Raw genomic sequence first — 23,235 nt, forward strand, 5'->3', positions numbered from 1 at the left:
TCGCAGGTCATTGCCGTTGCTCCATCTCGCGTCCAGATGCGGGGCAGACACGCAGAAGACGTGTCGCCGGATGACAGGGAAGGGATCGCGATGACGCCGCTCGAGAAGATCAACGCGCTGAAGTTGCCGTTTGCGGAGTTGAAAGGCGTGACCTTCACCGAGGCGAGTGCCGAACGCGTGGTGGCGCAGATGACGGTGCGGCCGGACCTGTGCACGCTGCACCACACGATCCACGGCGGCGCCGTGATGGCGCTGGCCGATTCGGTGGGCGCGGCTGCGACGGTGATCAACCTGCCGGAGGATGCGAAGGGCACAACGACCATCGAGAGCAAGACCAACTTCATCGGCGGCGCCAAGGAAGGAAGCGTCGTGACGGCGACCGCCACGCCGGTGCATCGCGGCCGCCGTACCCAGGTCTGGCAGACCCGCATCGAGACGGACGACGGTAAGCTGGTGGCGATCGTGATCCAGACCCAGCTCGTGCTGTGATGATTCGTACACACATGATTCATCAACTCACGCGGCCGGTGCATGGCGGCATGTTCTCCCCGTAGAGCCCGGGGCTTGCAATGGATGTTGCAATGCACAATATACGACCTGTCTAGGGAAGACGTCTGTGCGGGAGGGCTTCGAAGAGGAGTCTTTGGCAGTGTCACAGGTAGATATCTTTCGTCCCCGGCCGGGCTTCGGCTATGTGCGGACGCTGAGCCAGCACGAGGAACTGCCGCTGCTGCGCGATCATCTGCTGCGGCTCGATCCCGAGAGCCGGCATGATCGTTTCAACGGTTTTCTCGATGACAGTTTCATCGAACGCTACGCGGCCCGCTGTGCGGCCGATGGCACGATCGTCGTCGCCTATATGGAAAACGGCATGGTGCGCGGCGCCGCCGAGCTGCATCCGCCGGAGCAGTCCGAGGATGGGCTGCCGGAGATTGCGTTCAGCGTCGAGTCCTGCGTACGCCGCCGTGGCGTCGGCAGTCTGCTGTTCGAACGCGTGATCTCGGAAGCGCGCTGGAAAGGCTATCGCGAACTGCGTGTGACGACGGGCTCGCAGAACCACGCGATGCGGGCGCTCGCGGCCAAGTTCGGCGCGCATCTGGCGTTCCGTCACGGCGAATCGACGGGAACGATCGATCTGAGCCGGCAGCCGCAGGACGAGCTGGCAAAGCTGGTCATCGACACGCCGATCGCAGCGGCGCGGGCGTTCTTCAATCTGAACCGCGCCTGCTGGAAACTGATGACGCACATGTATGGCGACAAGCGCGCCGCCTGAGGTGCGCATCGTCCATGGATCAAAAAAGGGCGCGACAGCGATCATCGCTGCCGCGCCTTTTTGTCGAAGAGCTCAGTGAGGCGAATGAGCGTCCGAGTTCAGGCCGTGCGCTTGTCGAAGTTGAAGCGGCGCACCGTGCGCCGCTCGACCACGACAGCGCGCTGCTGCGTGCCCTGGTCTGCCGTGATGACGCGGGTGTTGGTGCGCGCGGCGACGCGGACGGCCTTCTTGACCTCCGGCAGCACCTGCTCAAGAGGCAGACCCATCAGGGCCGAGGCGATCTCCGCCTGGGCTTGAACATCGTCGGTGATGCCGGATGCCGCGAAGATCGCTTCCTCCAGAGTCGGGGGATCACGCCTGACGCGACGCGGACCGTACTTGGTGTTCCAATCTTCGCTCATTTGGGCCTCGTGAATCGTCCCGGATACCTAGAAGTAGAATTGTTGCATTGCAATATGAATTCCGCGTGGCAGGCCAGCTATGCATTCACCATGTCGCGATCCGGCAACGCTGCCGACGTCATGTGGATATCCTGAGGCCAGCGGCGCAAGGCCGCGTGCCCGGCTTTCGTCAGGACATAGACGCCGCGTTCGGCCCGGTCGAACCAACCATAGACGTTGCGCTGCAGGATTTTCGGGGCATCCGGAATCTCCACGCGCAACTCGCGGACGCGCTTGGGCCCGCCAGAGAGCGCCGAAGCGCAGGCGAGCGCCTGCTGCCGGTAGGCCGTCATGATCGGTGCCCGCGTCGAGCCGCCGGCTGCCGGGTCGCCCTTGCGCTTCTGGTGCTCGATCACGAGGCGCGATCGCTTCTTCGGATTCTTGCGCGGCGCCGTCGTGGGCGGCGGCACCAGCACCTCGACCTGTCCTGACGAGGTGACGCCCAGCATGCCGAAGCCGAGCCGGCGGCAGAGATTACGGTAGCGCGCGTCGCTCTCGCGACCTTTGCCGCGGGCCGAGAGGCTGGCCGCGACCCAGACTTCGTCACAAGCTCCGGCGCGATCGACGGCCTGCAGCAGCAGTTCGAGATTGAAGGCCTGTTTCAGCTCGCAAATGACGACAATCGGCGGATCATCGCCCTTCAGCGCCACCACGTCGCAGCCGCCGACCTCGCCCTTGGCCGAGAAGCCGAGCTGTTCGAGGAAGCGTTTCACGGGAAGGTAGAGCGCGGTTTCCAAGGGCCGTCCATCGTTGCGACTCAGGCAGGCGAGTCTAGCCTGATGCACCGCACGATGTCAGCGCCAACTCGGCTCGTGAGCGATCACGCTGCTACATGCGGCCGACCACCGGTATCAAGGCGCCGGTCACGCCGCTCGCGGCCTCGCTGGCAAGAAACAGGATCACCTCGGCAAGTTCTTGCGGTGTCACCCATTTGTCAAAGTCAGCCTTCGGCATGCTGGCGCGGTTGGCGGGCGTGTCGATGGTGGAGGGCAGCACCGCGTTGACAGTGATCTTGCCTTTCCATTCCGCCGCCAGCGCTTCGGTGAGCCGATGCACGCCCGACTTCGACGCGGCATAGGGGCCCATGCCGGCGCCGGCCTGCAGCGCGCCCATTGCGCCGATATTGACGATGCGGCCGGTGCTTGAGCGAACCAGATGCGGGATCGCGGCGCGAGAAGCGTGCAGTGCCGTCATCAGATTGCGCGCATGCATCTTCTCCCAGACGCTGTCGTCGCCGTCGGCGGTCTGCTCGAAGGCAAAAGCGCCTGCAATGTTGATGAGCGCGTCCAGCGTGCCGAAATGCGCGGCCACCGAGTCGATCGCGACCTTGGCCTGCTCGGGATCGGAAAGATCGACGCCGCCGAGCTCGATGCGGTCGTCACTGGCGGGGATTTCAGCCTGGGCGTGATCAATGCCGGCAACATGCGCGCCACGCGCCAGCGCAAGATCGGCAACGCTGCGCCCGAGCGCTCCCTGCGCCCCTGTAATGACAATCACCGCTCCGTTCATTCCGTCCCCGGTCCCCGTTCGCACGCCCCGCAGCGCCGTCCGTTATACTATGGCCAAGCGGGCGAGTTGCAATGGCTACGCGGCTGCTGCATTGATTTGCAATCAGACAGCGTGGTTCGCCCGAGGTGACCATGACCACGACAAACTTTGGCGATTTTCCCGATATTTTCGCTTCGCTTCCTCATCCGCTGCGCCATTTCCGCCAAAGCCTGACGGCCCAGCGCAAGACGCGCGTGGTCGCGCTCGGCTCATCCTCGACCGCAGGCACCAACGATATCGTGGCGTTTCCGGCGCGGCTCGAGCAGAAGCTGCGCAAGGCCAATTTTGGCCGCCTCATCGATGTGCTCAATCGCGGCATCGGCGGCCAGGAGGCTCCGGAGGAACTATCCCGGTTCGAACCCGACGTCCTCGCGGAGCATCCGTCGCTGGTGATATGGCAAGTCGGCACCAACGCCGTCTACCGCTACGAGACGACCAGCTTCGACGAGGTGGAAACGGCTCTTCGCGTCGGCCTCGGCTGGCTCGCGAGACTCGAGGTCGACGTCATCGTCATGGACCTGCAATACACCTTTGCCGTCGTCGACAAGTCGGATCGCTTGGCGCAGGCTTCCGAGATGCAGCGGCGGATCGCGAAGGTCGCCTCCGACGCGGGCGTCAACCAGTTCAGACGCTGGGACCTGATGAAGAGCTGGTGCGACGCAGGCGTTCCGCTGTCGGCTCTCGACGATGGGCACGACCAGCGTCTTCACATGAGCGAATGCGCGACCGCAATGGTCAGCGAGGTTTTGGTGAGGGCCATGATGGCCGATGCGACGCGGCCGGCAGATCGATAAAATTTGCCGGAGTTTCGTAAGCTGATCGCCAGCGTGACGGGGTAGCGTTCTCCTGTGCCGCTTGTTGGGCGTTGGAGCTTTGTCATGATGAGACATCTGCCGGATCATGGTTTGCCGCTGGTGCAGCTGAAAGAGCAGCGGCGGGATCTCGTGGTTGCCTTGCAGAATCGTTCGGGTCCGGTGAGCGGCTGGGAGCTGATGCAGATTGCGGCCGTGCAGCAGGCGATCTCCGCGTTCGAGGAGGTGATCGCCGATCTCGATGCGCTGGAAGCGGCCGAAAGCGCCGACATCGAAGCGGCTTGATCTGAAATCGCCAAGATGTTGCGATCATCCTGATCGCGCGAGGTACGACGTGCGTTGCTCGATCGCAACGCTCACGCATCTCACCCGGTGAGATAGCGCTGTTTCAGGGCTTCGCGCGCGGCGCCGTCGACACCGAGACCGTCGCGCAGATAGGCTTCGAGATCTCCATAATCCTGGCGAATCGTGTCGAGGGCCGCAGCCAGGAACGAGGCCTGCACGGTCCCGATCGCCTCGAGCACGTCTCGCGGAAGCTCGGGATGTGCGGCTGCGTCACGCCGGAAGTATTGGTTGGTGAGCAGGTAGTCTTCCATGATGATGTCGTCGTCCACATCCAGCGCGACGAGGACGAGCGCGCAGGCGACGCCAGTGCGGTCCTTGCCGGCCGTGCAATGGATCACCAGCGGCGCGTGATCCCCGGTCAGATGGTCGAACAGCGCGCGAAAGCGCGGCGTCTGCCGACGAATGTAGTTGCGATAGGATTCGCGCATCAGCTCCAGCGCATGGTCCGCCGTCAGTTGTCCCGCGGCCCATCGCTCCCGCAAGGCCGGTACGACGCTCGGTTCGATCGGCAGGGAGTGAACCCTGATCTCGGCAATCGCGCAGAGACCGGCGGTCCGTTCCTCATCTTCGCGGAAATCGAACGCGGTGCGGACACCGAGTTTGCGGACGGTCGCGACATCCGCTTCGGTCAGGCGGCCGAGATGGTTGGACCGAAAGATCTGCCGCCAACACGTGACGCCCGTCGCGGCTGGGATATCCGCCTAGATCCCTGAAGTTGCTGGCGCCTTCTAGGCCGAGGTGACGGGCAGGTTGCGGAGGCAGCGTGCTGGACATCAGCGGAATGTACGTCAGCAGGGGGAGTGTGTGAAACGCCTCAGTGGCACTTTCCTGGTCTGCCTCAGCGTTATAAGGACCGGGCGGGGGATACGATTCAGCGGATCTCGATGCTGGCCATGGCGGCCATGACATGTGCAGGCGGAGTATTTGGCGCGATCGATGTTGGCCGCGCGCAATCTGTCACCAGCTATCGCTGCGCGGACGGTACCCGCTTTATGTGGGCTTCTATCCCCAGGATTCCCGCGGCTTCATGCAGATCGACGGGTGGTGAGGTGGTTCTGGCACGTCGATTTGCGGTGTCAGGCCCTCGCTATTCCGGGGCTGGCGTGACGCTGACGATCGGCAACGACGGTCGAACCCGGGTTCGTCATGCCCGGCGCCCGACGAGCATCTGCGAATAGGCAGAGCGAAGGACCGCTCAGAAAGCAAAAGGGCCGGAACCTCATCGGTCCGACCCTTCAGCAGCAGCGCGCTACGTTCATCATCAGACTTGTCGACATCAGCGGTCCCACGCCGGCTTGGCTTCCTGGATCGCCTCGTCGTGATACCAGCTGCCGCTGTAGATGGCAGGCTGCAAGGACGGCGCAATCTGCCGCGCAGACGCTTCGCCGCGACGAGGCGCGAGGCCGGCGCGCCCGCCGCGCGGGAATTGATAGATCCTCGCGGATCCCTCTTTCACATTCGTGTCCATCGAACTCTCCTTTCGTCGAACCACAACCCATGGTGCGCCCGACTCGTTCTCGTGTGGTTACCAGCTTTGATATCGGCGGCTGCCTCCAGCAATGCAATATGATCAAAACGAAATCACAAACTGCTTGTTTTGAAGGCAAATGTGGATCTGCACCCAACGAAGCAACGTGCAGGTGACTAACGCTTGGGCCCGATCAAAGGTTGCGAAGCGAACCCCGGAAGCTTTTCGAAAATGTCCGGGAACTGCCGTCGACTTGTTCGCCCGCTTTTGCGCGGCGCCGCAAATGCCAAGGAATCAAGCGGGTTTTGAGCGCGGCGTGCGCGACGCCATGCGTCCCGTGCAATCCCGGGCGCGCTGCTTTGCCGCACCTCCGTACCCCACGAGTTCCATCCTTTCGCTCCCGGTTATGCACAATCAGCTGCGGCGGGACGTCGCGGAGTTTGGCACGTTCCATGCTTAAGAGAGCGCTGGCCGATCGTGGCCGGGTAAGCGGGGAGCCTTCGATTGCTGGGCTCCCACCTTTCGATAAGACAGAGAGGCTCAATGACGAAATACAAGCTCGAGTACATCTGGCTCGACGGCTACAAGCCGGTGCCGAATTTGCGCGGCAAGACACAGATCAAGGAATTTTCCTCCTTCCCGACCCTGGAACAGCTGCCTCTTTGGGGCTTCGACGGCTCGTCGACGATGCAGGCCGAAGGCCATAGCTCCGACTGCGTGCTGAAGCCGGTCGCCGTGTATCCCGACGCCGCCCGCACCAACGGTGTGCTGGTGATGTGCGAAGTCATGATGCCGGACGGCAAGACCCCGCATCCGTCGAACGCCCGCGCCACCATCCTGGACGATCCGGACGCATGGTTCGGCTTCGAGCAGGAGTACTTCTTCTACAAGGACGGTCGTCCGCTCGGCTTCCCCGAGTACGGCTATCCGGCTCCGCAGGGCCCGTACTACACCGGCGTCGGCTTCAAGAACGTCGGCGACGTCGCCCGCAAGATCGTCGAGGAGCATCTCGACCTCTGCCTCGCGGCCGGCATCAACCATGAAGGCATCAACGCCGAGGTGGCGAAGGGCCAGTGGGAATTCCAGGTGTTCGGCAAGGGCTCGCGTACCGCCGCCGACCAGATGTGGATGGCCCGCTACCTGATGCTGCGCCTGACCGAGAAGTACGGCATCGACATCGAGTTCCACTGCAAGCCGCTCGGCGACACCGACTGGAACGGCTCGGGCATGCACTGCAACTTCTCGACCAAGCACATGCGCGAAGTCGGCGGCAAGGAGTACTTCGAGAAGCTGATGGACGCCTTCAAGGAAGCCCGCGCCGACCACATCGCCGTGTACGGTCCGGACAACCACATGCGTCTGACCGGCAAGCACGAGACCGCCTCGATCGACACCTTCAGCTGGGGTGTGGCCGACCGTGGCGCCTCGATCCGCGTGCCGCACTCGTTCGTGAACAATAGCTACAAGGGCTATCTGGAAGACCGCCGTCCGAACTCGCAGGGCGACCCCTACCAGATCGCGTCTCAGGTCCTGAAGACGATCTCGACGGTTCCGACCGGCGCGAAAGCCGCAGCCTAAGACGCCGAACACAACACCCCGGGGCAGGGGCTGACGTGATGATCCGCCGGAGCAACCGCTCCGGCGGATCATTCGTTTGGGAGCCCGCTTCGTCTGCGCGAACTCTCGAAGTCCGTCTTGATCAATCGCAAGTCCGGCTCCCCGCGGGAGCGGTATCCGTCGGTTGGACGGCGGAGACGCAGATTGTTGGAAGCGGAGTGTCGTATGAACTATCGCAAATGGGTGGTTGGCGTCGTGCTTGCCGGCACGGCGCTCTCGCTGGCGGTCGCGCCGGCCCCGTCCAATGCCGACCAGTATCTGCCGCGGCTCGGCGACATCATGAATCTCGTTCAGGTCAGGCACGCCAAGCTGTGGTTCGCCGGACAGGCCAAGAACTGGGACCTCGCCGCCTACGAGCTGGCGCAGCTCAAGCAGAGCCTCGCCGATGCCGCCAGCTTCTATGCGGGACTGCCGGTCGACAACGTGACCACGCTGAGCCAGCCGATCCAGTCGATCTCCGATTCGATCGCCGCCAAGGACGGCAAGCGTTTTGCCTCCGCCGTGACCGAGCTGACCTCGGGTTGCAATGCGTGCCACGCCACGATGGAGCGCGGCTTCGTCGCCATCCGCATCCCCACCGACAAGCCGTTCGGCAACCAGGATTTCCGGCCGAAGGGGCGCTGACCGGGCCGGTTCGGGACGCCAGTTGCGGTGCAAAATTGCGCCTTCCACCGGCGGCGCGCATCGACTAAGAGCGGCGGCAACCCGTCCACCGCCTGAGCCCACATGATCCGCCTCGACAACATCAGCAAGCAAGTCGGCCACCAGATCCTGTTCATCGAAGCCTCCGCCGCGCTCCAGCGCGGCGAGAAGATCGGGCTGGTCGGCCCCAACGGGGCCGGCAAGACGACGCTGTTCCGGATGATCTCGGGCCGCGAGCAGCCGGACGAGGGCCAGGTCTCGACCGATCGCGGCATCTCCATCGGCTATTTCAACCAGGACGTCGGCGAGATGTCTGGCCGCAGTGCCGTGGCCGAGGTCATGGACGGGGCAGGGCCGGTGTCCTCGGTCGCCGCCGAGCTCAAGGAACTCGAGGCCGCGATGGCCGATCCGGACCGCGCCGACGAGATGGACGAGATCATCGCGCGCTACGGCGAGGTGCTGGCACGGTTCGAGGAGCTCGACGGCTACGCGCTCGACAGCCGCGCCCGCGAGGCGCTGGCCGGCCTCGGCTTCTCCGAGGAGATGATGGACAAGGACGTCGGCCTGTTGTCCGGCGGCTGGAAGATGCGCGTCGCGCTGGCCCGCATCCTCCTGATGCGTCCCGACGTCATGCTGCTCGACGAGCCGTCGAACCATCTTGATCTCGAAAGCCTGATCTGGCTCGAGCACTTTCTCAAGGGCTACGAGGGCGCATTGCTGATGACCTCGCACGACCGCGAGTTCATCAACCGCATCATCAACAAGGTCATCGAGATCGACGCCGGCCAGCTCACGTCCTATTCCGGCGACTACGATTTTTACGAGCAGCAGCGGGCGCTGAACGAGAAGCAGCAGCAGGCGCAATATGAGCGCCAGCAGGCGATGCTCGCCAAGGAGATCAAGTTCATCGAGCGTTTCAAGGCGCGAGCGTCGCATGCGGCGCAGGTGCAGAGCCGGGTCAAGAAGCTCGACAAGATCGAGCGCGTCGAGCCGCCCAAGCGCCGCCAGAGCGTGGCGTTCGACTTCCTGCCGGCGCCGCGCTCGGGTGAGGACGTGGTGGCGCTGAAGAAGGTGTCGAAGAGCTACGGCAGCCGCCGCATCTATGATGGGCTGGACTTCATGATCCGGCGCCGCGAGCGCTGGTGCGTGATGGGCGTCAACGGCGCCGGCAAGTCGACCTTGCTGAAGCTCGTCGCGGGCACCGCGGAGCCCGACGACGGCTCGGTGACGATCGGCGGCAGCGTCAAGATGGGCTATTTCGCGCAGCATGCGATGGACCTGCTCGACGGTGACGAGACCGTGTTCGAGTCGCTGGAGCATTCCTTTCCGCAGGCCGGGCAGGGCTCGCTGCGCGCGCTGGCCGGCTGCTTCGGATTCTCGGGCGATGACGTCGAGAAGCGCTGCCGGGTGCTGTCGGGCGGCGAGAAGGCGCGGCTGGTGATGGCCAAGATGCTCTATGATCCGCCGAACTTCCTGGTGCTGGACGAGCCGACCAACCATCTGGACATGGCGACCAAGCAGATGCTGATCGAGGCCCTGTCGAACTTCGAGGGCACCATGCTGTTCGTCTCGCACGACCGGCATTTCCTGGCGGCGCTGTCGAACCGCGTGCTGGAACTGACGCCTGACGGGCTGCATCAATATGGCGGCGGCTATACGGAATACGTCGCCCGCAGCGGCCACGAGGCGCCGGGCCTGCGCAGCTGATCGCGTGGCGGCTGCCGCGCGTCATTGTTTCAGCCAGTCAAAGACGAGAGGAGCGGCGCGCCGGAGCGTGTCGTCCATCGCCGGGCCATTACCGGGGGTGGCCTGGCGGCTGGCCGAGGGCTCGTCGAAACCGTGGGTCGCGCCGGGATAGATCGTCGTGTCGATCGCGGTGCCGGCCTGCCGCGAGCGTTCTGCCATGGCATTGCAGAGCGTCGGCGAGACCTCCTCGTCATCAGCGGCGAGAAACAGCTGGATGGGGACACGGCTTCTGAGCGTCGGACCGAGCAGCGAGCTCTCGCCGCAGCCGGGATAAAAGATGAGCGCGCCGCGGAGGGACGATTGCAGCCCTTCGCGCAGCAGCACGTTCAGCACCGTGCTGCCGCCATTCGACCAGCCCTGCAGCACGATGCGCTCCACTGCGGCGTCCCTGCGCTGGCGCAGATAGGTGAGCGCCCCCTCGGCATCGAGCGGCCGCACGGTCCGCTCGTTGACATCGGCGCGATCCGGATCGTCATGCGTGAAGCGTCCGAAGCCGTGCGCCTTGCCGCGCGGACCGAAGCTGTCGGGTAACAGCGCGAGATAGCCGCGCTCGGCCCAATAGTCGCCCCACATGATGTGCCGCTTCGACAGCGTTCCGGCGTTGCACGGCGATGCAGGCACCGCGCGCGACACCAGCGTGCAGTCCGCGTTGACGTTGGAGGAGTAGGGGCCGCCCCGGCCATGAAGCATGATGATCGCTGGAAAAGGTCCGGCGCCCTGCGGCTTGAACAGATAGCCCGTCAGCTCGGTGTGGCCGTCGGCACTCGGGAAGTAGACCGTCTCCGGCTGAGCTGCCGACGCCGAGACCACCGACAGCGTCGTCAGCAGGCAGAAGCCTGCGGTCGCGAGGTGACGACGGGATCCGCTGCGCCACATCCTCCGTCCCTCAGCTCTCGATCATCTCGGTGACGCGGCCGGCCAGCGCCTCGACGTCGAACGGCTTGGTCAGCACCTGCATTCCCGGCGCCAGTTGGCCATTGCCGAGGATCGCGTTCTCGGCGTAGCCGGTGATGAACAGCACCTTCAGATCCGGTCGTGTCGCGCGCGCGGCGTCCGCGAGCTGGCGGCCGTTCATGCCGCCGGGCAGGCCGACATCGGTAATCAGGAGGTCGATCCGCACATTGGACTGCAGGGCGGCAAGGCCGGTCGGGCCGTCCTTGGCCTCGATCACCGCATAGCCGCGCTCGTCCAGCACCTCCATCACCAGCATCCGCACGGTCGGCTCGTCATCGACGACGAGGATGGTCTGCCCCGTCCGGGCCGACGTCGCAGCGCTGCCTCGCGCGGGATCGGTGGCCTCGGCCTCGCCGACATAATGGCGCGGGAAATAGAGACACATCGTGGTGCCCTGGCCGACCTCGGAATAGATCCGCACCTGTCCACCCGACTGCCGTGCAAAGCCGTAGACCATCGACAGCCCGAGGCCGGTGCCCTGGCCGATCGGCTTGGTCGTGAAGAACGGATCGAAGGCGTGCTCGATCACGTCAGGGGTCATGCCCGTGCCGGTGTCTGTCACGCACAGCGAGATGTACTGCCCGGGCAACAGGTCGCGTTCGCGCGCGGAGCGGTCGTCCAGCCACTTGTTCGCGGTCTCGATCGTGATGCGGCCGCCTTCGGGCATCGCATCGCGCGCATTGATGCAGAGGTTGAGCAGGGCGCTTTCGAGCTGCGAGGAATCGATCAGCGCCGGCCAGAGCCCGCCGGCGGTCACGACCTCCAGATGGATCTGCGGGCCGACGGTGCGGCGGACCAGCTCCTCCATGCCCATGACCAGCCGGTTGACGTCGGTCGGCTTGGGATCGAGCGTCTGCCGGCGCGAGAAGGCGAGCAGACGATGGGTCAGTGCGGCCGCGCGCTTCGAGGCGCCTTGCGCCGCCGCGACATAGCGGTCGACATCGGTGAAGCGGCCCTGGCGCATGCGGGTCTGCAGCATCTCCAGGGAGCCCATGATCCCGGTCAGCAGATTGTTGAAGTCGTGCGCGATGCCGCCGGTCAGCTGGCCCACCGCCTCCATCTTCTGCGACTGACGCAGCGCCTCCTCCGCCTCGCGCAACCGAGCCTGCTCGCGCAACCGCTCAGTGACGTCATAGGCGAACTGATAGGCGCCGATCTGTTCGCCCCGGGCGTCGCGCAGCACCGAAAAGCGCAGCTCGTAGAAGCGGCGGTCGCGACCGGCGACGCCGAATTCGCCGATCTCGACGAACTCCTCGCCCTCAAGCGCGCGCGACCACACGGCGCGGACAGCCGCCTGATGCTCCGGCAGGTCCTTGAACAGGTCCAGCAGGTTGTCGCCCACTTTGGGATGTACGCCGAAGATGCGGCCGAACTCCTGGACGGCGGCGCCGTTCACGGCGATCAGGCGGAACTGGGTATCCACCACCTGTACGAAGGCGTTGGTGCCCTCGACGATGTCGGCGAGCAGCTTGCGCTCGGCCAGTGCGGCGACGACGCGCGCCTCCAAGGTGTCGTTGATCTCCTGCAGCGCCGCCTCGGCGCGCTTGCGCGGGGTGATGTCCTGGAACAGCACCGCGACCTGGCGGCGGCTGGCCGGCTCGACGCGGAACGCCGCAAGCTCCAGATAGCGTCCGGTGGCGACCAGTTCGCGCTCGAAGCGGATCGGCTCGCCGGTGCGCAGGACGCCGCCATACAGCTCGACCCAGCCGTCGGCCTCGCCCGGCACCATCTCCCGCACCTTCTGCCCGACCACGTTGGGGATTCCGGCGTGCAGGGCATAGGCCGGATTGGCCTCGACATGCACGTAGTCGCTCAAGGGGCCGTGCGGGCCGTCGAAGAACTCGATGATGCAGAAGCCTTCGTCGATCGAGTTGAACAGCGTCCGATAGCGCTCCTCGCTTTCGGCCAAAGCTGTTTCGGCCTCAGCGCGTTTGCCGGCGTCGGCGGCGAACCGCGCCTGCAGCCGGGCATTTTCACTTTCGAGCTCCCGCAGGCGCCGGCGGAGCGTGTCGATCTCTGCGGAACTCACGCTTTGAGGGCCTCGTCGCGTTTCGATATCGATGGATCGTCACAAGGCATGCTCAGCTCGCTGTGGAGTTCGGCTGACAACATACCATGTCAATGACCGCCGCGGTACGCTCCTCCGATGGAACTGGAAAGATGGTTCTCAGCGCCCCGCCGCCGTGGTGGCGGGGCGCTGACGTCGTGAGCGATGGGGTCAGCCGCCGGCCTCGCACTTCTTCATGAAGCTGGTCTTGGCGGCGCCCGCGAGCTTCTTGCCGTCGGAGCCGACCGCCTTGGTCTCACAGGTCTCGGCCATGCACTTCTTCATGAACGAGGTCTTGGCGGCGCCGGACAGCGCCTTGCCGTCCTTGCCGACGGCCTTGGTTTCGCAGCTGTCCTCGGCGAAGGCGGAGCCGGCAGCGAAGGTCGCGAGCGCGGCGATGAGAAAAAGCTTCTTCATGAGCGTGTCTCCCTGGAAGGAACAATGCGGCGGATGGGAGCCGCAAATCTTGGCGCGATCAAGTTTCGTCTCGCGACTATCACCTGAAATCCCGACAGCTGATCGGCCAACTCATCAGCATGCTACCGGCGACGTCCGTGTGACGCGCCTGTTCGATGCAGGGTCACGGCGTGCCGCGCCGCAGAAATGCCAGCGTCGCCGGATCGCGCGCACCACCGCAATAGCGGTCGAGCGCGGAAGCGAACTCCGCGCCGGGGCGAATGCAATCGAACAGCGTCATGCTGGAGCGAAACTTGATGTCGTCGGGCGTACCGAGGATCTGGCGCAGCGACCGGTCCTGGACCTCCAGCAACAGCCGGGTGCATTCGACGAGCCGGCCGCCGAGCATCGGATGCGCCAGATAGGCTTCGGCCTCGGCGCGAGAGCGAATCGCATAGCGCTGGGCCATCGGCGAACTGCCGAGCCCTTCGACCTGAGGAAAGATGAACCACATCCAGTGGCTTTGCTTGGCGCCCTCGGCAAGTTCGGCGGTCACGCGCGAATAAATTGAATTCTGTGCGTCGACAAATCGGCCGAGATCATGACCTTCTACATCCATCTCGATCTCCAACTCACTGAAATAACGATAGTATTTCATACTCTATAGCTGAGGCATGCGACCCGGCGGGGCTTCGCAATTCCGCCCGTGCCGGAGCATTCCGGGCTGGCGTTTGTCTAGATTATGCCGCACTCTTGCCATCCTATGTCATGACGGGTCGAATCGTACCCCTTGGGGTCGGACAGCTTCTGCGGGTGTTCGAAGAGGGGGTATATCGGGGACGTGATGGCTTCCAGTGAAGCAAGCGTGGACGTTCTGTTGTCGCAAAGCCGCTTCGGGCGCTCCGAAGCGATCGCATTGGTGCTTGCCGCACTTGCGATCGCCGCGGGCGCGGCGGCTTGGATCGGTGTCAGCGGCGAGCAGTCGCCCGGGGCCACGGCGGCGCTTCCTGAAGCTCCCCCGCCATCCATGACCTTCGAGAACCGCTTCGCGCCGGCCTCCGCCTCCGCGACAGCCTATTCGGAAAAAGACGCGGTGCGGGCGCTCGACCGGTTCGCGTTGCGCGGCATCGATCGGCAGCTTCTGGATGCGCGGGCCGCGCTGGTGCGCGGCATGGAATCGCGCGATCCGAATCAGCGCGATCCGAACAACAGCGATTGGCGTCCGATGCTGACCGAGGGCAACATGGTCACGATGCCCGCGCCCGGCGTGCCGCTGCCGCGCCCGCGGCCGTCGGTCGCCAGCATGCCGACGAACCTGGTGTCGGCGAGCGCGCCGGAGGCGGTCGGCCGCGTCGACGACCGCTCGATCCTGCAGAAGCTGTCGGACCTGCTGCCGAGCCCGTCCAAATTCGCCTCGCTTGGTCCCGACAGCGGCATCGTGCGCTCGGGCATCGATCTCGGCGCGCTCGGATACGAAAAAACGGCGGTGTACGACATCAAGGCCAAGATGGTCTATCTGCCCTCGGGCATCGGGCTCGAAGCGCACTCCGGCATGGGCAACCTGCGCGACGACCCTGAGCACGTCAATCAGCGCATGGTCGGCGCGACGCCGCCTGCGACCTACGATCTGAAGCCGCGTGAAAAGCCGTTTCATGGCGTGCGCGCCCTGCGCATGAACGTGGTCGAGGGCACGACCCTCGGCCGCAGCGGATTGCTGACCCACCCCTATATGCTTGGTCCCGAGGGTGATTCGAACGGCTGCGTCTCGATCAAGAATTACGATCGCTTCCTGAAGGCGTATGATGACGGCGAGTTCAACCGACTCGTCGTCGTCGTCGGGCTCGAGGCTGACACACCGACGCGGACCGCGCAAAAGACCGAGTGACGTTTCGTTGCTGGGCCCCGGCGCGACCACGGCGGCGACGCCAGTCGCATCTTCCGGAAGGTCCCCATGATTGATCCCGCACGTTCCGAAACGCGTCTGCGTACGACGTTCAACATCAAGGTGAACGGCAAGCCGGTCGTGATTTCGACGGTCGGGCAGGCGCATCAGTTCCTCACCAGCCTCAACGCGGTCGAATGGATGGAGTTCAAGTCGCTGCACGACCAGGCGATGTCGGCACTGCAGGCCGCCGCCGACAACGCCATCATGACGGTGCAGGCGACCAATGCGGTGCGGACGCTGTTCGTGAGTGCGAAGCTGCTGTGAAGACGGTGTGAGCGGAGACGCGACGAGACACGTGGCTTCTGCTGTGGCTCCCGTTGACCATCCGCTCGCACGTCACATTCGGTGTCATCGCCCGGCTTGACCGGGCGATCCAGTACGCCGAGGCCGTTGTGATCGACCGAGGGGCCGCGGCGTACTGGATGCCCCGCATGCGCGGGGCATGACAGCGGTGGAAGTAGCGCCACTTCGTTCCGATCAGATTTCTCGCGAACACGATGCATCATCGACGCATGCCTTAGCATTCTCGCGGCGCATGCTGCGCCCGAGGGATCCATCCGTGTCGCCCCCCGAAGACAGAGGGCGCGGGGAATGCCGGGCTGCTGGCCGCAACCCATGGCCCGCCTGCAGAAAAGAAAGCAGGCGGCAGTCACCACAGGTTCAGCCGGTCATCCGGCATTCCCCGCGCGGCGATCTTAACGGCTGCTTCGCGTTCTCCCCGGTGCGCCGGGCGTTCTGGTCACCGTCATGCGCATGATGCTTTCGCACCAGCGCGGCATCAGCGTCGGGATGCCGGGACCACGCGACTTGACCGTACGTGACGGCAACGTTCGTCGGCGCAAGATGCGCTGCGCTGCCATCGCGTTCACCGCTCCTCCCGCTCAACGTCCGTGACGACCGCGAACCGCCCCTCCTGCGAACGGGAGATGTCCCCACAAGAGCATCGAATCCATTTTAGGAAAAGCGGAAAATTTTTGACCGCAGGACTGGACAGGGCAAATCAGCTTGATGCGTCTGGAGAAATTTGCTTCTGCGCGCAGCGCCGGATCGGCTAGTTCAACCTCCGGCTGTTCGCGAACTATGGAAGATTTCGGACTGATTTGCCCGACGTGCAGTGATGATTTTCTTTTCTGAGATTGAGCCGACAGCGAACGGCAGATCTGTTTCTATTAGTTCACACCTGACGATAAGCTCCCGGTCCGCGAAACTGAAACAGGCCGGAAGTGAAATTGATCCACGTCGCGCCAAACTACGGAAGACGGTTTTACCTCCCCATCCAAAAAGAGACGGTCTTGGACTCGCTGCGTCGGTGCTTCTCTGCGAGACTTCGTGCGTCGGTCGAACGGTGATTGACAGAGGGGACTTGCATGACCGCCAACATCGGCAATCACTCCAGCGATGCGGTTCTCCGCATGAACGGAAGCCTGTTGCACACGGTCTGTGCCTGGATCTGTTGATACATTGACATGACGGCCGGGCGCGTCGACGCCTCGGTCACAGCAGGCGCTGCCTGCTCATCATTCGAATCTCCGAGCCAACCAACACGTGCTGCCGGGCCGGCAGCGCAGTGGCCGGCGGCCGTCCTCATCGAGGCCAGACGGCATTCGTGACGATCAAGACAAGTGAGGAAAGCGCATGACGACCAAGGATTCATCGATCAAGTTCGCCTATTGGGTGCCCAACGTGTCGGGTGGGCTGGTGATCTCCAATATCGAGCAGCGCACCAGCTGGGACATCGGCTATAACAAGAAGCTGGCGCAGATTGCGGAGGCAAGCGGCTTCGACTACGCGCTGAGCCAGATCCGCTTCACCGCCGGCTATGGCGCCGAATATCAGCATGAGTCCGTGTCGTTCAGTCATGCACTGCTCGAGGCGACCACCACGCTGAAGGTCATCGCGGCCATCCTGCCTGGCCCCTGGCATCCGGCCGTCGTCGCCAAGCAGATTGCCACCATCAATCATCTCACCGAGGGTCGCGTGGCCGTGAACATCGTCAGCGGCTGGTTCCGCGGCGAGTTCGCCGCGATCGGCGAGCCCTGGCTCGATCATGACGAGCGCTACCGCCGCTCGGAGGAGTTCATCCGTGCGCTCCGGGGCATCTGGACCGAGGACAATTTCAATCTGCGCGGGGATTTCTACCGCTTCACGAACTACTCGCTGAAGCCGAAGCCGGTCGACCCGCAACCGGAAATCTTCCAGGGCGGCAGTTCGCGCGCGGCGCGCGACATGGCCTCGCGCGTGTCCGACTGGTACTTCACCAACGGCAACTCCGTCGAGGGCATCAAGGCCCAGGTCGACGACATCAGGGCCAAGGCGAAGGCCAACAATCATCAGGTCAAGATCGGCGTCAACGCGTTCGCGATCGCGCGCGACACCGAGGCCGAGGCGCAAGCCGTGCTCAAGGACATCATCGACCACGCCAATCCGGAAGCGGTGCATGCCTTCGCGCATGAGGTGGCAAATGCCGGCAAGGCCTCGCCGGAGCGCGAGGGCAATTGGGCCAAATCGACCTTCGAGGATCTGGTCCAGTACAATGACGGCTTCAAGACCAATCTGATCGGCACGCCCTTGCAGATCGCCGAGCGCATCGTCGCGCTCAAGGAGGTCGGGGTCGATCTCATTCTGCTCGGCTTCCTGCACTTCCAGGAGGAGGTCGCCTATTTCGGCAAGCACGTGATCCCGCTGGTGCGCGAGCTCGAAGCCAAGGCCGCGGCCAAGGCGGGCGTGCAAGTGCAGGCGGCGGAGTAGGGCGAGCGCGATGATGTTGAGCGGGCTGACCACTCCGCTGGACGTGCTGGCGCTGGAGACCTGGGCTCCAGGGACGGCGCGTCAGGTGCTCGCGGCAGAGCCGGCCGACGTGCCGACGTCGGCCGCGGGCGATGCGCGCACGGTGCTGCGGCTCGCCAACATCTCGCTGTCATTCGGCGGTCTCGCTGCCCTCCGCAATATCGATCTCGATGTCGCAGAGGGCGAGATCCGCGCTGTGATCGGTCCGAACGGCGCCGGAAAGAGTTCGCTGCTCAACGTCGTCAGCGGGCTCTACCGGCCGGAGCAAGGGGAGGTCTGGTTCGGCGATCATGCGTTCCGGCAGGTGCCGACCGCGCAGCTCGCGCGCCATGGCGTCGCCCGCACCTTTCAGAACCTTGCTTTATTCAAGGGGCTTTCCGTGTTCGACAATGTGCTGATGGGGCTGGCGCACCGCGTGCGCGCCGGCTTCATCCGCCAGGCCGTCGGCACGCCCTTGGCGCGGCACATCGAGGCCGAGAACCGCGCCGCCGCGGAGGAGGTCGTTGGCTTCCTGCATCTGCGGGAGGCGCGGGACCGTATCGCCGGAACGTTGCCCTACGGCCTGCAGAAGCGCGTCGAGCTGGCGCGCGCGCTGGTGGCGCGTCCAAGACTGCTGCTGCTGGACGAGCCGTTCGCCGGCGTCACCTTAAGCGAGAAGCAGGAGCTGGCGCAGCACGTGCGCGGCGCGCGCGACCGCTACGGCACCACCATCGTGCTGATCGAGCACGACATCGGCATCGTCATGGATCTGTCCGACCACATCGCCGTGCTCGACTACGGCCGCAAGATCGCCGACGGACCGCCGGCCGAGATCAAGACCAACCAGGCGGTGATCGATGCCTATCTCGGCGTCGCCCATGAAGACGAGACGGAGCTCGCGATCTGATGTTCGACTATCAGTTTCTCATCGAGGTGCTGGTCGGCGGCCTGCTCTCCGGGGTGATGTATTCGCTGGTCGCGATCGGCTTCGTGCTGATCTACAAGACCTCGGGCGTGCTCAATTTCGCGCAAGGCGCGATGCTGCTGTTCGCGGCGCTGACCTTCGTCAGCCTGGTCGAGCGCGGCACGCCGTTCGCCCTGGCGCTGCTGGCGACGCTCGCCATCATGGTGGCGCTCGGCATCACGATCGAGCGCGCGGTGCTGCGGCCGCTGATCAACCAGTCGCCGATCACGCTGTTCATGGCGACCCTGGGCCTATCCTATGTGATCGAGGGCGCCGCGCAGCTGCTGTGGGGCACGCAGGTTCATGGGCTCGAGATTGGAGTCAGCGACATCCCGTTCGACATCGGCGGCGTCTTCATCAGCCGCTTCGAGCTGTTTGCCGCCGCCGTCGCCGGCAGCATGGTGGCGCTGTTCACGCTGTTCTTCCGCTACACCCGCACGGGGTTGGCGTTTCGCGCGGTCGCCGATGATCAGTTCGCCGCGCTCGCGGTCGGACTGAGATTGCCACGGGTCTGGGCCGCGGTGTGGACGGCGGCGGGCATCGTCGCACTGGTGGCAGGGCTGTTGTGGGGCGCGCGGCTCGGCGTGCAGTTCTCGCTGTCGCTGGTGGTGCTGAAGGCGCTGCCGGTGCTGGTGCTCGGCGGCTTCGACTCCATCACCGGCGCAATCGTCGGCGGGCTCCTGATCGGCGCGATCGAAAAGCTCGCGGAGGTCTATGTCGGACCGTTCTTCGGCGGCGGCATCGAGGCGTGGGCGGCCTATGTGGTCGCGCTGGCGCTGCTGCTGGTGCGGCCATCCGGCCTGTTCGGTCAGAAGCTGGTGGAGCGGGTGTGATGAGCACGATCGCCGAAACCGCTCTGACGCCTTCGCGTCTCGCCTGGCGCACGTCGAGCCTGCTCGGCATCGCGCTACTGCTCCTGCTTGGCTACGGCGTCGTGCCGTGGATCGGCTCGGACTATCTGATGGACGCAGTCCTGACGCCGTTCCTGGCGCTGGCATTGGCTGCGGTCGGGCTCAACGTGCTGACCGGCTATGCCGGCCAGGTCTCGCTGGGCTCGGCGGCGTTCCTCGCGGTCGGCGCTTATGCTGCCTACAACCTCAATCTGAGGTTGCCAGTCCTGCCGCTGCTCGCCGATATCGTGCTGGCCGGCGGCATCGCCGCGGCCATGGGGATCGTGTTCGGCCTGCCGAGCCTGCGGCTGCGCGGCTTCTATCTCGCGGTCTCGACGCTCGCGGCGCAGTTCTTCGTGCAGTGGGCGCTGACCAAGTTCGGCTGGTTCTCCAATGACAATGCCTCCGGCGTGATCGACGCGCCGGTCATCCGGGTCGGCGGACTGACGTTCACGAGCGCGACCGGACGCTACGTGTTCTCGTTGACGATCGTGGTGGTCGCGACCGCCCTGACCGCGCGTCTCTTGGCGTCGCAGACCGGGCGCAACTTCATCGCGGTGCGCGACCACGAGGTCGCGGCGAAGGTGATCGGTGTGCCGTTGTTGCGCACGAAGCTGCTCGCCTTTGGCGTCTCGTCGTTCCTGATCGGCGTCGCCGGCGTGCTCTGGGCGTTCGCGTACCTGCGCACGGTCGAACCGGCCGGCTTCAATCTCGATCGCTCGTTCCAGATTCTGTTCATCATCATCATCGGCGGGCTCGCGTCGCTGCGTGGCGCCTTCATCGGCGCGGCCTTCATCGTGGTCTTTCCGCTGCTGCTGTCGCGGCTCGGCGCCGCCGTGCTTGGCAGCGTGTTCGATCGCGGCGTGCTCGAGATGAGCCAGCGCATCGTCATCGGCGCGCTGATCATCGCCTTCCTGATCGCCGAGCCGCGCGGCCTCGTCGCGCTGATCGACCGTGCGGCCGGCGCGCTGCGCCGCGTCCGTTCATCCCAGACCTGAAACACCGTCACCACCACAAGGAGATCAACATGACGACGTTCAGACATGCGAAGCTGGCTTTGGGGGCGGCGCTCGCCCTCGGCCTCATGACCAGCCTGCCGGCCCTGACGCGGCCCGCTCTGGCCGACGAGCAGTTCTTTCCGCTGCAGAGCTACCGCGTCGGGCCCTATGCGGCAGGCGGCACCGGCTTCTTTGGCGGCTTCATCGACTATCTCAATCTGATCAACACCCGCGACGGCGGCGTGAACGGGGTCAAGCTGACCTGGGACGAGGGCGAGACGCAATATGAGGTCGAGCGCGGCGTCGAGGTCTATGAGCGGCTGAAGAGCCGGCCGGGTGTCGCCGCTTGGAATCCGCTCTCGGTCGGCATCGCCTATGCGATGATCGACCGCATCAGCAAGGACAAGGTGCCGCTGATCACCATCAATCATGGCCGCACCGATTCCACCGACGGCCGCGTGTTCCCCTACGTGTTCCCGCTGCTGCTCAATCCCTATAGCGAGACCTCGGGCATCGTGAACTACATCGCCACGCGCGAGGGCGGGCCGGAGAAGCTGAAAGGCAAGAAGATCGTGGTGCTGTATCACGGCTCGCCTTACGGCAAGGAGACGATCCCGATCTACAAGCTGTTGTCGGACAAATACGGCTTCGAGCTCGAGCAGATCGAGGTGCCGCATCCCGGCAACGAGCAGCAGTCGCAATGGCTGTCGATCCGCCGCGCCAAGGCCGACTACGTCGTGCTGCGCGGCTGGGGCGTGATGAACCCGGTGGCGCTGAAGACCGCGCAGAAGACGGGCTTCCCGGTCGACCACATCATCGGCAACGTCTGGTCCAATTCGGAAGAAGACGTCATCCCCGCAGGCGATGCGGCCAAGGGCTATGTCGCGATCACGACGCAGGCTTCTGGCGCCGAATATCCGGTGCTGCAGGAGGTCATCAAGACCGTCTACGGCGCCGGCAAGGGCAATCTGGACGACAAGAAGCGCATCGGCAGCGTCTACCACAATCTCGGCATCGTGAACGGTATCCTCAACGTCGAGGCGGTCAGGATCGCGCAGGAGAAGTTCGGCAAGCGGACCTTGGCGGGCGACGAGGTGCGCTGGGGTTTTGAGCATCTCCAACTCGATCCCGCGCGGGTCGAGGCGCTCGGCGCCAAGGGCCTGTTCCACTCGATCAACGTCACCTGGGACAATCACGAGGGCAACGGCCGCGTGACTTTCCAGCAATGGGACGGCGCCAAGTGGAAGGTCGTCTCGGACTGGATCTCGCCGGACTGGGCGGCGCTGCGCCCGATCATCGAGAAGTCCTCGACGGCGTATGCGCAGGAGCGTGGCATCAAGATCCGCACCTCCGGTGACGATCCGGTCGGGCAGTAAGAGCAGCATGCGCGGGAGCTGGTCTCCCGCGCACTGATCGGGGCCTCATGGTTCGAGACGGCGCTACGCGCCTCCTCACCATGAGGGTTTCCATCTCGCCAAGAATTCGGACCTCGTCCTGAGAGCGCGCCGGAGGCGTGCATCTCGGAGGACGGCCGCAGGGCAATTCCCGCGGCAAGTCCCGGCGACACTCTACGCAGTGCAGGAGCTTTCATCATGAGTGACGTGCTGCTGTCGGTCGAGCATCTCGCGGCGACCTATGACCAGGCGATCCGCGCAATCAGCGACGTGTCGTTCGCGGTCCACACCGGCGAGATCGTCGCGGTGCTCGGCGCCAATGGCGCGGGCAAGTCGACGACCTTGCAGGCGGTCTCGGCGCTGCTGCCGGCGCGGCGCGGCCAGATCACCGGCGGGCGCATCATCTATGACGGACGCGACGTGTCATCGTCGTCGGCCGCGCAGCTGGTGCGCGCCGGCCTCGTGCCGGTGCTCGAGGGCCGGCACTGCTTCGCCTCGCTGAGCGTTGAGGAGAATTTGATCACCGGCGCGATCGGCCGCGATGCGCGGCGCGGCGAGATCACGGCCGATCTCCAGCGCGTCTACGCGCTGTTCCCGCAGCTCACGCGCCACCGCCGCTCCGCTGCGGGACTGACCTCCGGCGGCGAGCAGCAGATGACGGCGATCGGGCGGGCGCTGATGTCGCGGCCGCGGCTCCTGGTGCTCGACGAGCCGTCGATGGGGCTCGCGCCGCTGGTCGTCGAAAGCATTTTCCGCGCGCTGAAGCGGCTCAATGCGGAGGAGGGGCTGTCGATCCTGGTGGCCGAGCAGAACTCCACCGTCGCGCTGCGCTTCGCCGACCACGCCATCGTACTCGAAGGCGGCCGCGCCGTGCTCGCGGGTCCCGCGCGCGAGCTCCGGCAGCGTCCGGACATCAAGCATCTCTATCTCGGCGGCGCCACCGCGCCGGCCGAGACCACCCAGGCTGTGGCCTGACTTGATCAGAAGAAG

Annotated in this window: 23 protein-coding genes and 1 pseudogene; 15 read left to right on the plus strand and 9 right to left on the minus strand. The window is 64.9% G+C overall.

Annotation, left to right across the window (positions count from 1 at the left end; all coding sequences use genetic code 11):
- Positions 1-90: 90 nt before the first annotated feature.
- The gene (locus BRADO_RS15815) at positions 91-489 is read left to right on the plus strand and encodes a PaaI family thioesterase (protein ID WP_041756576.1); all 399 of its coding nucleotides are present in this window, start codon (positions 91-93) and stop codon (positions 487-489) included.
- A 127-nt stretch (positions 490-616) separates the two neighbouring features.
- Positions 617-1,273 carry a GNAT family N-acetyltransferase gene (locus BRADO_RS15820; protein WP_011926330.1) on the plus strand — a complete coding sequence of 219 codons (657 nt, stop codon included), beginning with the start codon at positions 617-619 and terminating at the stop codon, positions 1,271-1,273.
- 98 nt (positions 1,274-1,371) lie between these two features.
- On the opposite strand, the gene BRADO_RS15825 is transcribed toward BRADO_RS15820, so the two are convergent.
- From BRADO_RS15825 to BRADO_RS15835, 3 genes are all read right to left on the minus strand, one after another.
- Complete coding sequence (locus BRADO_RS15825; protein WP_006613488.1) at positions 1,372-1,674, minus strand: hypothetical protein; 303 nt, start codon at positions 1,672-1,674, stop codon at positions 1,372-1,374.
- A 77-nt stretch (positions 1,675-1,751) separates the two neighbouring features.
- Positions 1,752-2,450 carry a DUF2161 domain-containing phosphodiesterase gene (locus tag BRADO_RS15830; RefSeq protein ID WP_011926331.1) on the minus strand — a complete coding sequence of 233 codons (699 nt, stop codon included), beginning with the start codon at positions 2,448-2,450 and terminating at the stop codon, positions 1,752-1,754.
- A 91-nt stretch (positions 2,451-2,541) separates the two neighbouring features.
- A complete protein-coding gene (locus tag BRADO_RS15835; protein ID WP_011926332.1) occupies positions 2,542-3,222 on the minus strand; it encodes an SDR family oxidoreductase in 681 nt (226 codons plus the stop codon).
- 131 nt (positions 3,223-3,353) lie between these two features.
- Between BRADO_RS15835 and BRADO_RS15840 the strand changes: the two genes are divergently transcribed.
- Positions 3,354-4,055: an SGNH/GDSL hydrolase family protein gene (locus tag BRADO_RS15840; protein ID WP_011926333.1), complete on the plus strand. Its 702-nt coding sequence runs from the start codon at positions 3,354-3,356 to the stop codon at positions 4,053-4,055.
- A gap of 84 nt (positions 4,056-4,139) precedes the next feature.
- Positions 4,140-4,358: a hypothetical protein gene (locus BRADO_RS15845; RefSeq protein ID WP_009027809.1), complete on the plus strand. Its 219-nt coding sequence runs from the start codon at positions 4,140-4,142 to the stop codon at positions 4,356-4,358.
- An 80-nt stretch (positions 4,359-4,438) separates the two neighbouring features.
- On the opposite strand, the pseudogene BRADO_RS34065 reads toward BRADO_RS15845, so the two are convergent.
- Together BRADO_RS34065 and BRADO_RS15860 are read right to left on the minus strand one after the other, a co-directional pair.
- Positions 4,439-5,192, minus strand: a pseudogene (locus BRADO_RS34065) (tyrosine-protein phosphatase).
- A 502-nt stretch (positions 5,193-5,694) separates the two neighbouring features.
- Positions 5,695-5,886 (minus strand): DUF2735 domain-containing protein, encoded by a 192-nt coding sequence (locus BRADO_RS15860; RefSeq protein ID WP_011926337.1) that lies wholly within the window; start codon positions 5,884-5,886, stop codon positions 5,695-5,697.
- Between the two features lie 543 nt (positions 5,887-6,429).
- Here BRADO_RS15860 and BRADO_RS15865 point away from each other — a divergent pair.
- From BRADO_RS15865 to BRADO_RS15875, 3 genes are all read left to right on the plus strand, one after another.
- Positions 6,430-7,464: a glutamine synthetase beta-grasp domain-containing protein gene (locus BRADO_RS15865; protein ID WP_041756578.1), complete on the plus strand. Its 1,035-nt coding sequence runs from the start codon at positions 6,430-6,432 to the stop codon at positions 7,462-7,464.
- Between the two features lie 204 nt (positions 7,465-7,668).
- Positions 7,669-8,127 carry a hypothetical protein gene (locus BRADO_RS15870; protein WP_011926339.1) on the plus strand — a complete coding sequence of 153 codons (459 nt, stop codon included), beginning with the start codon at positions 7,669-7,671 and terminating at the stop codon, positions 8,125-8,127.
- A 102-nt stretch (positions 8,128-8,229) separates the two neighbouring features.
- Positions 8,230-9,852 (plus strand): ABC-F family ATP-binding cassette domain-containing protein, encoded by a 1,623-nt coding sequence (locus tag BRADO_RS15875; RefSeq protein ID WP_011926340.1) that lies wholly within the window; start codon positions 8,230-8,232, stop codon positions 9,850-9,852.
- Positions 9,853-9,873: 21 nt separating this feature from the next.
- Here the strand turns inward: BRADO_RS15875 and BRADO_RS15880 are convergent, their stop codons facing one another.
- From BRADO_RS15880 to BRADO_RS15895, 4 genes are all read right to left on the minus strand, one after another.
- Positions 9,874-10,767, minus strand: coding sequence for a dienelactone hydrolase family protein (locus BRADO_RS15880; RefSeq protein ID WP_011926341.1), 894 nt, complete (start codon positions 10,765-10,767; stop codon positions 9,874-9,876).
- A 10-nt stretch (positions 10,768-10,777) separates the two neighbouring features.
- Entirely contained in the window at positions 10,778-12,874 is a 2,097-nt protein-coding gene (locus BRADO_RS15885) for a PAS domain-containing sensor histidine kinase (protein WP_011926342.1), read from the minus strand.
- Between the two features lie 189 nt (positions 12,875-13,063).
- Complete coding sequence (locus tag BRADO_RS15890; protein WP_011926343.1) at positions 13,064-13,309, minus strand: hypothetical protein; 246 nt, start codon at positions 13,307-13,309, stop codon at positions 13,064-13,066.
- A 163-nt stretch (positions 13,310-13,472) separates the two neighbouring features.
- Positions 13,473-13,907 carry a DUF1810 domain-containing protein gene (locus BRADO_RS15895; protein WP_011926344.1) on the minus strand — a complete coding sequence of 145 codons (435 nt, stop codon included), beginning with the start codon at positions 13,905-13,907 and terminating at the stop codon, positions 13,473-13,475.
- Between the two features lie 225 nt (positions 13,908-14,132).
- Here BRADO_RS15895 and BRADO_RS15900 point away from each other — a divergent pair, with 225 nt between their 5' ends.
- The 8 genes from BRADO_RS15900 (at position 14,133) to BRADO_RS15935 (ending at position 23,220) form a co-directional block, all read left to right on the plus strand.
- Positions 14,133-15,173 (plus strand): DUF2778 domain-containing protein, encoded by a 1,041-nt coding sequence (locus BRADO_RS15900; RefSeq protein ID WP_011926345.1) that lies wholly within the window; start codon positions 14,133-14,135, stop codon positions 15,171-15,173.
- Between the two features lie 66 nt (positions 15,174-15,239).
- Positions 15,240-15,497 (plus strand): hypothetical protein, encoded by a 258-nt coding sequence (locus BRADO_RS15905; protein WP_011926346.1) that lies wholly within the window; start codon positions 15,240-15,242, stop codon positions 15,495-15,497.
- 1,371 nt (positions 15,498-16,868) lie between these two features.
- Complete coding sequence (sfnG, locus tag BRADO_RS15910) at positions 16,869-17,981, plus strand: dimethylsulfone monooxygenase SfnG (RefSeq protein WP_011926347.1); 1,113 nt, start codon at positions 16,869-16,871, stop codon at positions 17,979-17,981.
- Between the two features lie 10 nt (positions 17,982-17,991).
- On the plus strand, positions 17,992-18,906 hold the full coding sequence (locus BRADO_RS15915; protein WP_011926348.1) for an ABC transporter ATP-binding protein: 915 nt from the start codon (positions 17,992-17,994) through the stop codon (positions 18,904-18,906).
- A complete protein-coding gene (locus tag BRADO_RS15920) occupies positions 18,906-19,796 on the plus strand; it encodes a branched-chain amino acid ABC transporter permease (RefSeq protein ID WP_011926349.1) in 891 nt (296 codons plus the stop codon). The genes BRADO_RS15915 and BRADO_RS15920 overlap by 1 nt, the downstream gene beginning before the upstream one ends.
- Positions 19,796-20,851 (plus strand): branched-chain amino acid ABC transporter permease, encoded by a 1,056-nt coding sequence (locus BRADO_RS15925; RefSeq protein ID WP_011926350.1) that lies wholly within the window; start codon positions 19,796-19,798, stop codon positions 20,849-20,851. Before BRADO_RS15920 ends, BRADO_RS15925 begins: the two co-directional genes overlap by 1 nt.
- Before the next feature lie 29 nt (positions 20,852-20,880).
- Positions 20,881-22,227 carry an ABC transporter substrate-binding protein gene (locus tag BRADO_RS15930; protein WP_011926351.1) on the plus strand — a complete coding sequence of 449 codons (1,347 nt, stop codon included), beginning with the start codon at positions 20,881-20,883 and terminating at the stop codon, positions 22,225-22,227.
- 216 nt (positions 22,228-22,443) lie between these two features.
- Positions 22,444-23,220, plus strand: coding sequence for an ABC transporter ATP-binding protein (locus BRADO_RS15935; RefSeq protein ID WP_011926352.1), 777 nt, complete (start codon positions 22,444-22,446; stop codon positions 23,218-23,220).
- Positions 23,221-23,235: the final 15 nt, after the last annotated feature.

Source organism: Bradyrhizobium sp. ORS 278, assembly GCF_000026145.1.
Classification (GTDB): domain Bacteria; phylum Pseudomonadota; class Alphaproteobacteria; order Rhizobiales; family Xanthobacteraceae; genus Bradyrhizobium.

What these genes read in the sequence shown, in the direction of transcription:
- BRADO_RS15870 (WP_011926339.1), top strand. Translation starts at nt 7,669, where the DNA reads ATGAACTATCGCAAATGGGTGGTTGGCGTCGTGCTTGCCGGCACGGCG.
- BRADO_RS15860 (WP_011926337.1), bottom strand. Translation starts at nt 5,886, where the DNA reads ATGGACACGAATGTGAAAGAGGGATCCGCGAGGATCTATCAATTCCCG.
- BRADO_RS15835 (WP_011926332.1), bottom strand. Translation starts at nt 3,222, where the DNA reads ATGAACGGAGCGGTGATTGTCATTACAGGGGCGCAGGGAGCGCTCGGG.
- BRADO_RS15845 (WP_009027809.1), top strand. Translation starts at nt 4,140, where the DNA reads ATGATGAGACATCTGCCGGATCATGGTTTGCCGCTGGTGCAGCTGAAA.
- BRADO_RS15840 (WP_011926333.1), top strand. Translation starts at nt 3,354, where the DNA reads ATGACCACGACAAACTTTGGCGATTTTCCCGATATTTTCGCTTCGCTT.
- BRADO_RS15905 (WP_011926346.1), top strand. Translation starts at nt 15,240, where the DNA reads ATGATTGATCCCGCACGTTCCGAAACGCGTCTGCGTACGACGTTCAAC.
- BRADO_RS15925 (WP_011926350.1), top strand. Translation starts at nt 19,796, where the DNA reads ATGAGCACGATCGCCGAAACCGCTCTGACGCCTTCGCGTCTCGCCTGG.
- BRADO_RS15890 (WP_011926343.1), bottom strand. Translation starts at nt 13,309, where the DNA reads ATGAAGAAGCTTTTTCTCATCGCCGCGCTCGCGACCTTCGCTGCCGGC.
- BRADO_RS15915 (WP_011926348.1), top strand. Translation starts at nt 17,992, where the DNA reads ATGATGTTGAGCGGGCTGACCACTCCGCTGGACGTGCTGGCGCTGGAG.
- BRADO_RS15865 (WP_041756578.1), top strand. Translation starts at nt 6,430, where the DNA reads ATGACGAAATACAAGCTCGAGTACATCTGGCTCGACGGCTACAAGCCG.
- BRADO_RS15825 (WP_006613488.1), bottom strand. Translation starts at nt 1,674, where the DNA reads ATGAGCGAAGATTGGAACACCAAGTACGGTCCGCGTCGCGTCAGGCGT.
- BRADO_RS15875 (WP_011926340.1), top strand. Translation starts at nt 8,230, where the DNA reads ATGATCCGCCTCGACAACATCAGCAAGCAAGTCGGCCACCAGATCCTG.
- BRADO_RS15930 (WP_011926351.1), top strand. Translation starts at nt 20,881, where the DNA reads ATGACGACGTTCAGACATGCGAAGCTGGCTTTGGGGGCGGCGCTCGCC.
- BRADO_RS15900 (WP_011926345.1), top strand. Translation starts at nt 14,133, where the DNA reads ATGGCTTCCAGTGAAGCAAGCGTGGACGTTCTGTTGTCGCAAAGCCGC.
- sfnG (WP_011926347.1), top strand. Translation starts at nt 16,869, where the DNA reads ATGACGACCAAGGATTCATCGATCAAGTTCGCCTATTGGGTGCCCAAC.
- BRADO_RS15935 (WP_011926352.1), top strand. Translation starts at nt 22,444, where the DNA reads ATGAGTGACGTGCTGCTGTCGGTCGAGCATCTCGCGGCGACCTATGAC.
- BRADO_RS15815 (WP_041756576.1), top strand. Translation starts at nt 91, where the DNA reads ATGACGCCGCTCGAGAAGATCAACGCGCTGAAGTTGCCGTTTGCGGAG.
- BRADO_RS15920 (WP_011926349.1), top strand. Translation starts at nt 18,906, where the DNA reads ATGTTCGACTATCAGTTTCTCATCGAGGTGCTGGTCGGCGGCCTGCTC.
- BRADO_RS15895 (WP_011926344.1), bottom strand. Translation starts at nt 13,907, where the DNA reads ATGGATGTAGAAGGTCATGATCTCGGCCGATTTGTCGACGCACAGAAT.
- BRADO_RS15880 (WP_011926341.1), bottom strand. Translation starts at nt 10,767, where the DNA reads ATGTGGCGCAGCGGATCCCGTCGTCACCTCGCGACCGCAGGCTTCTGC.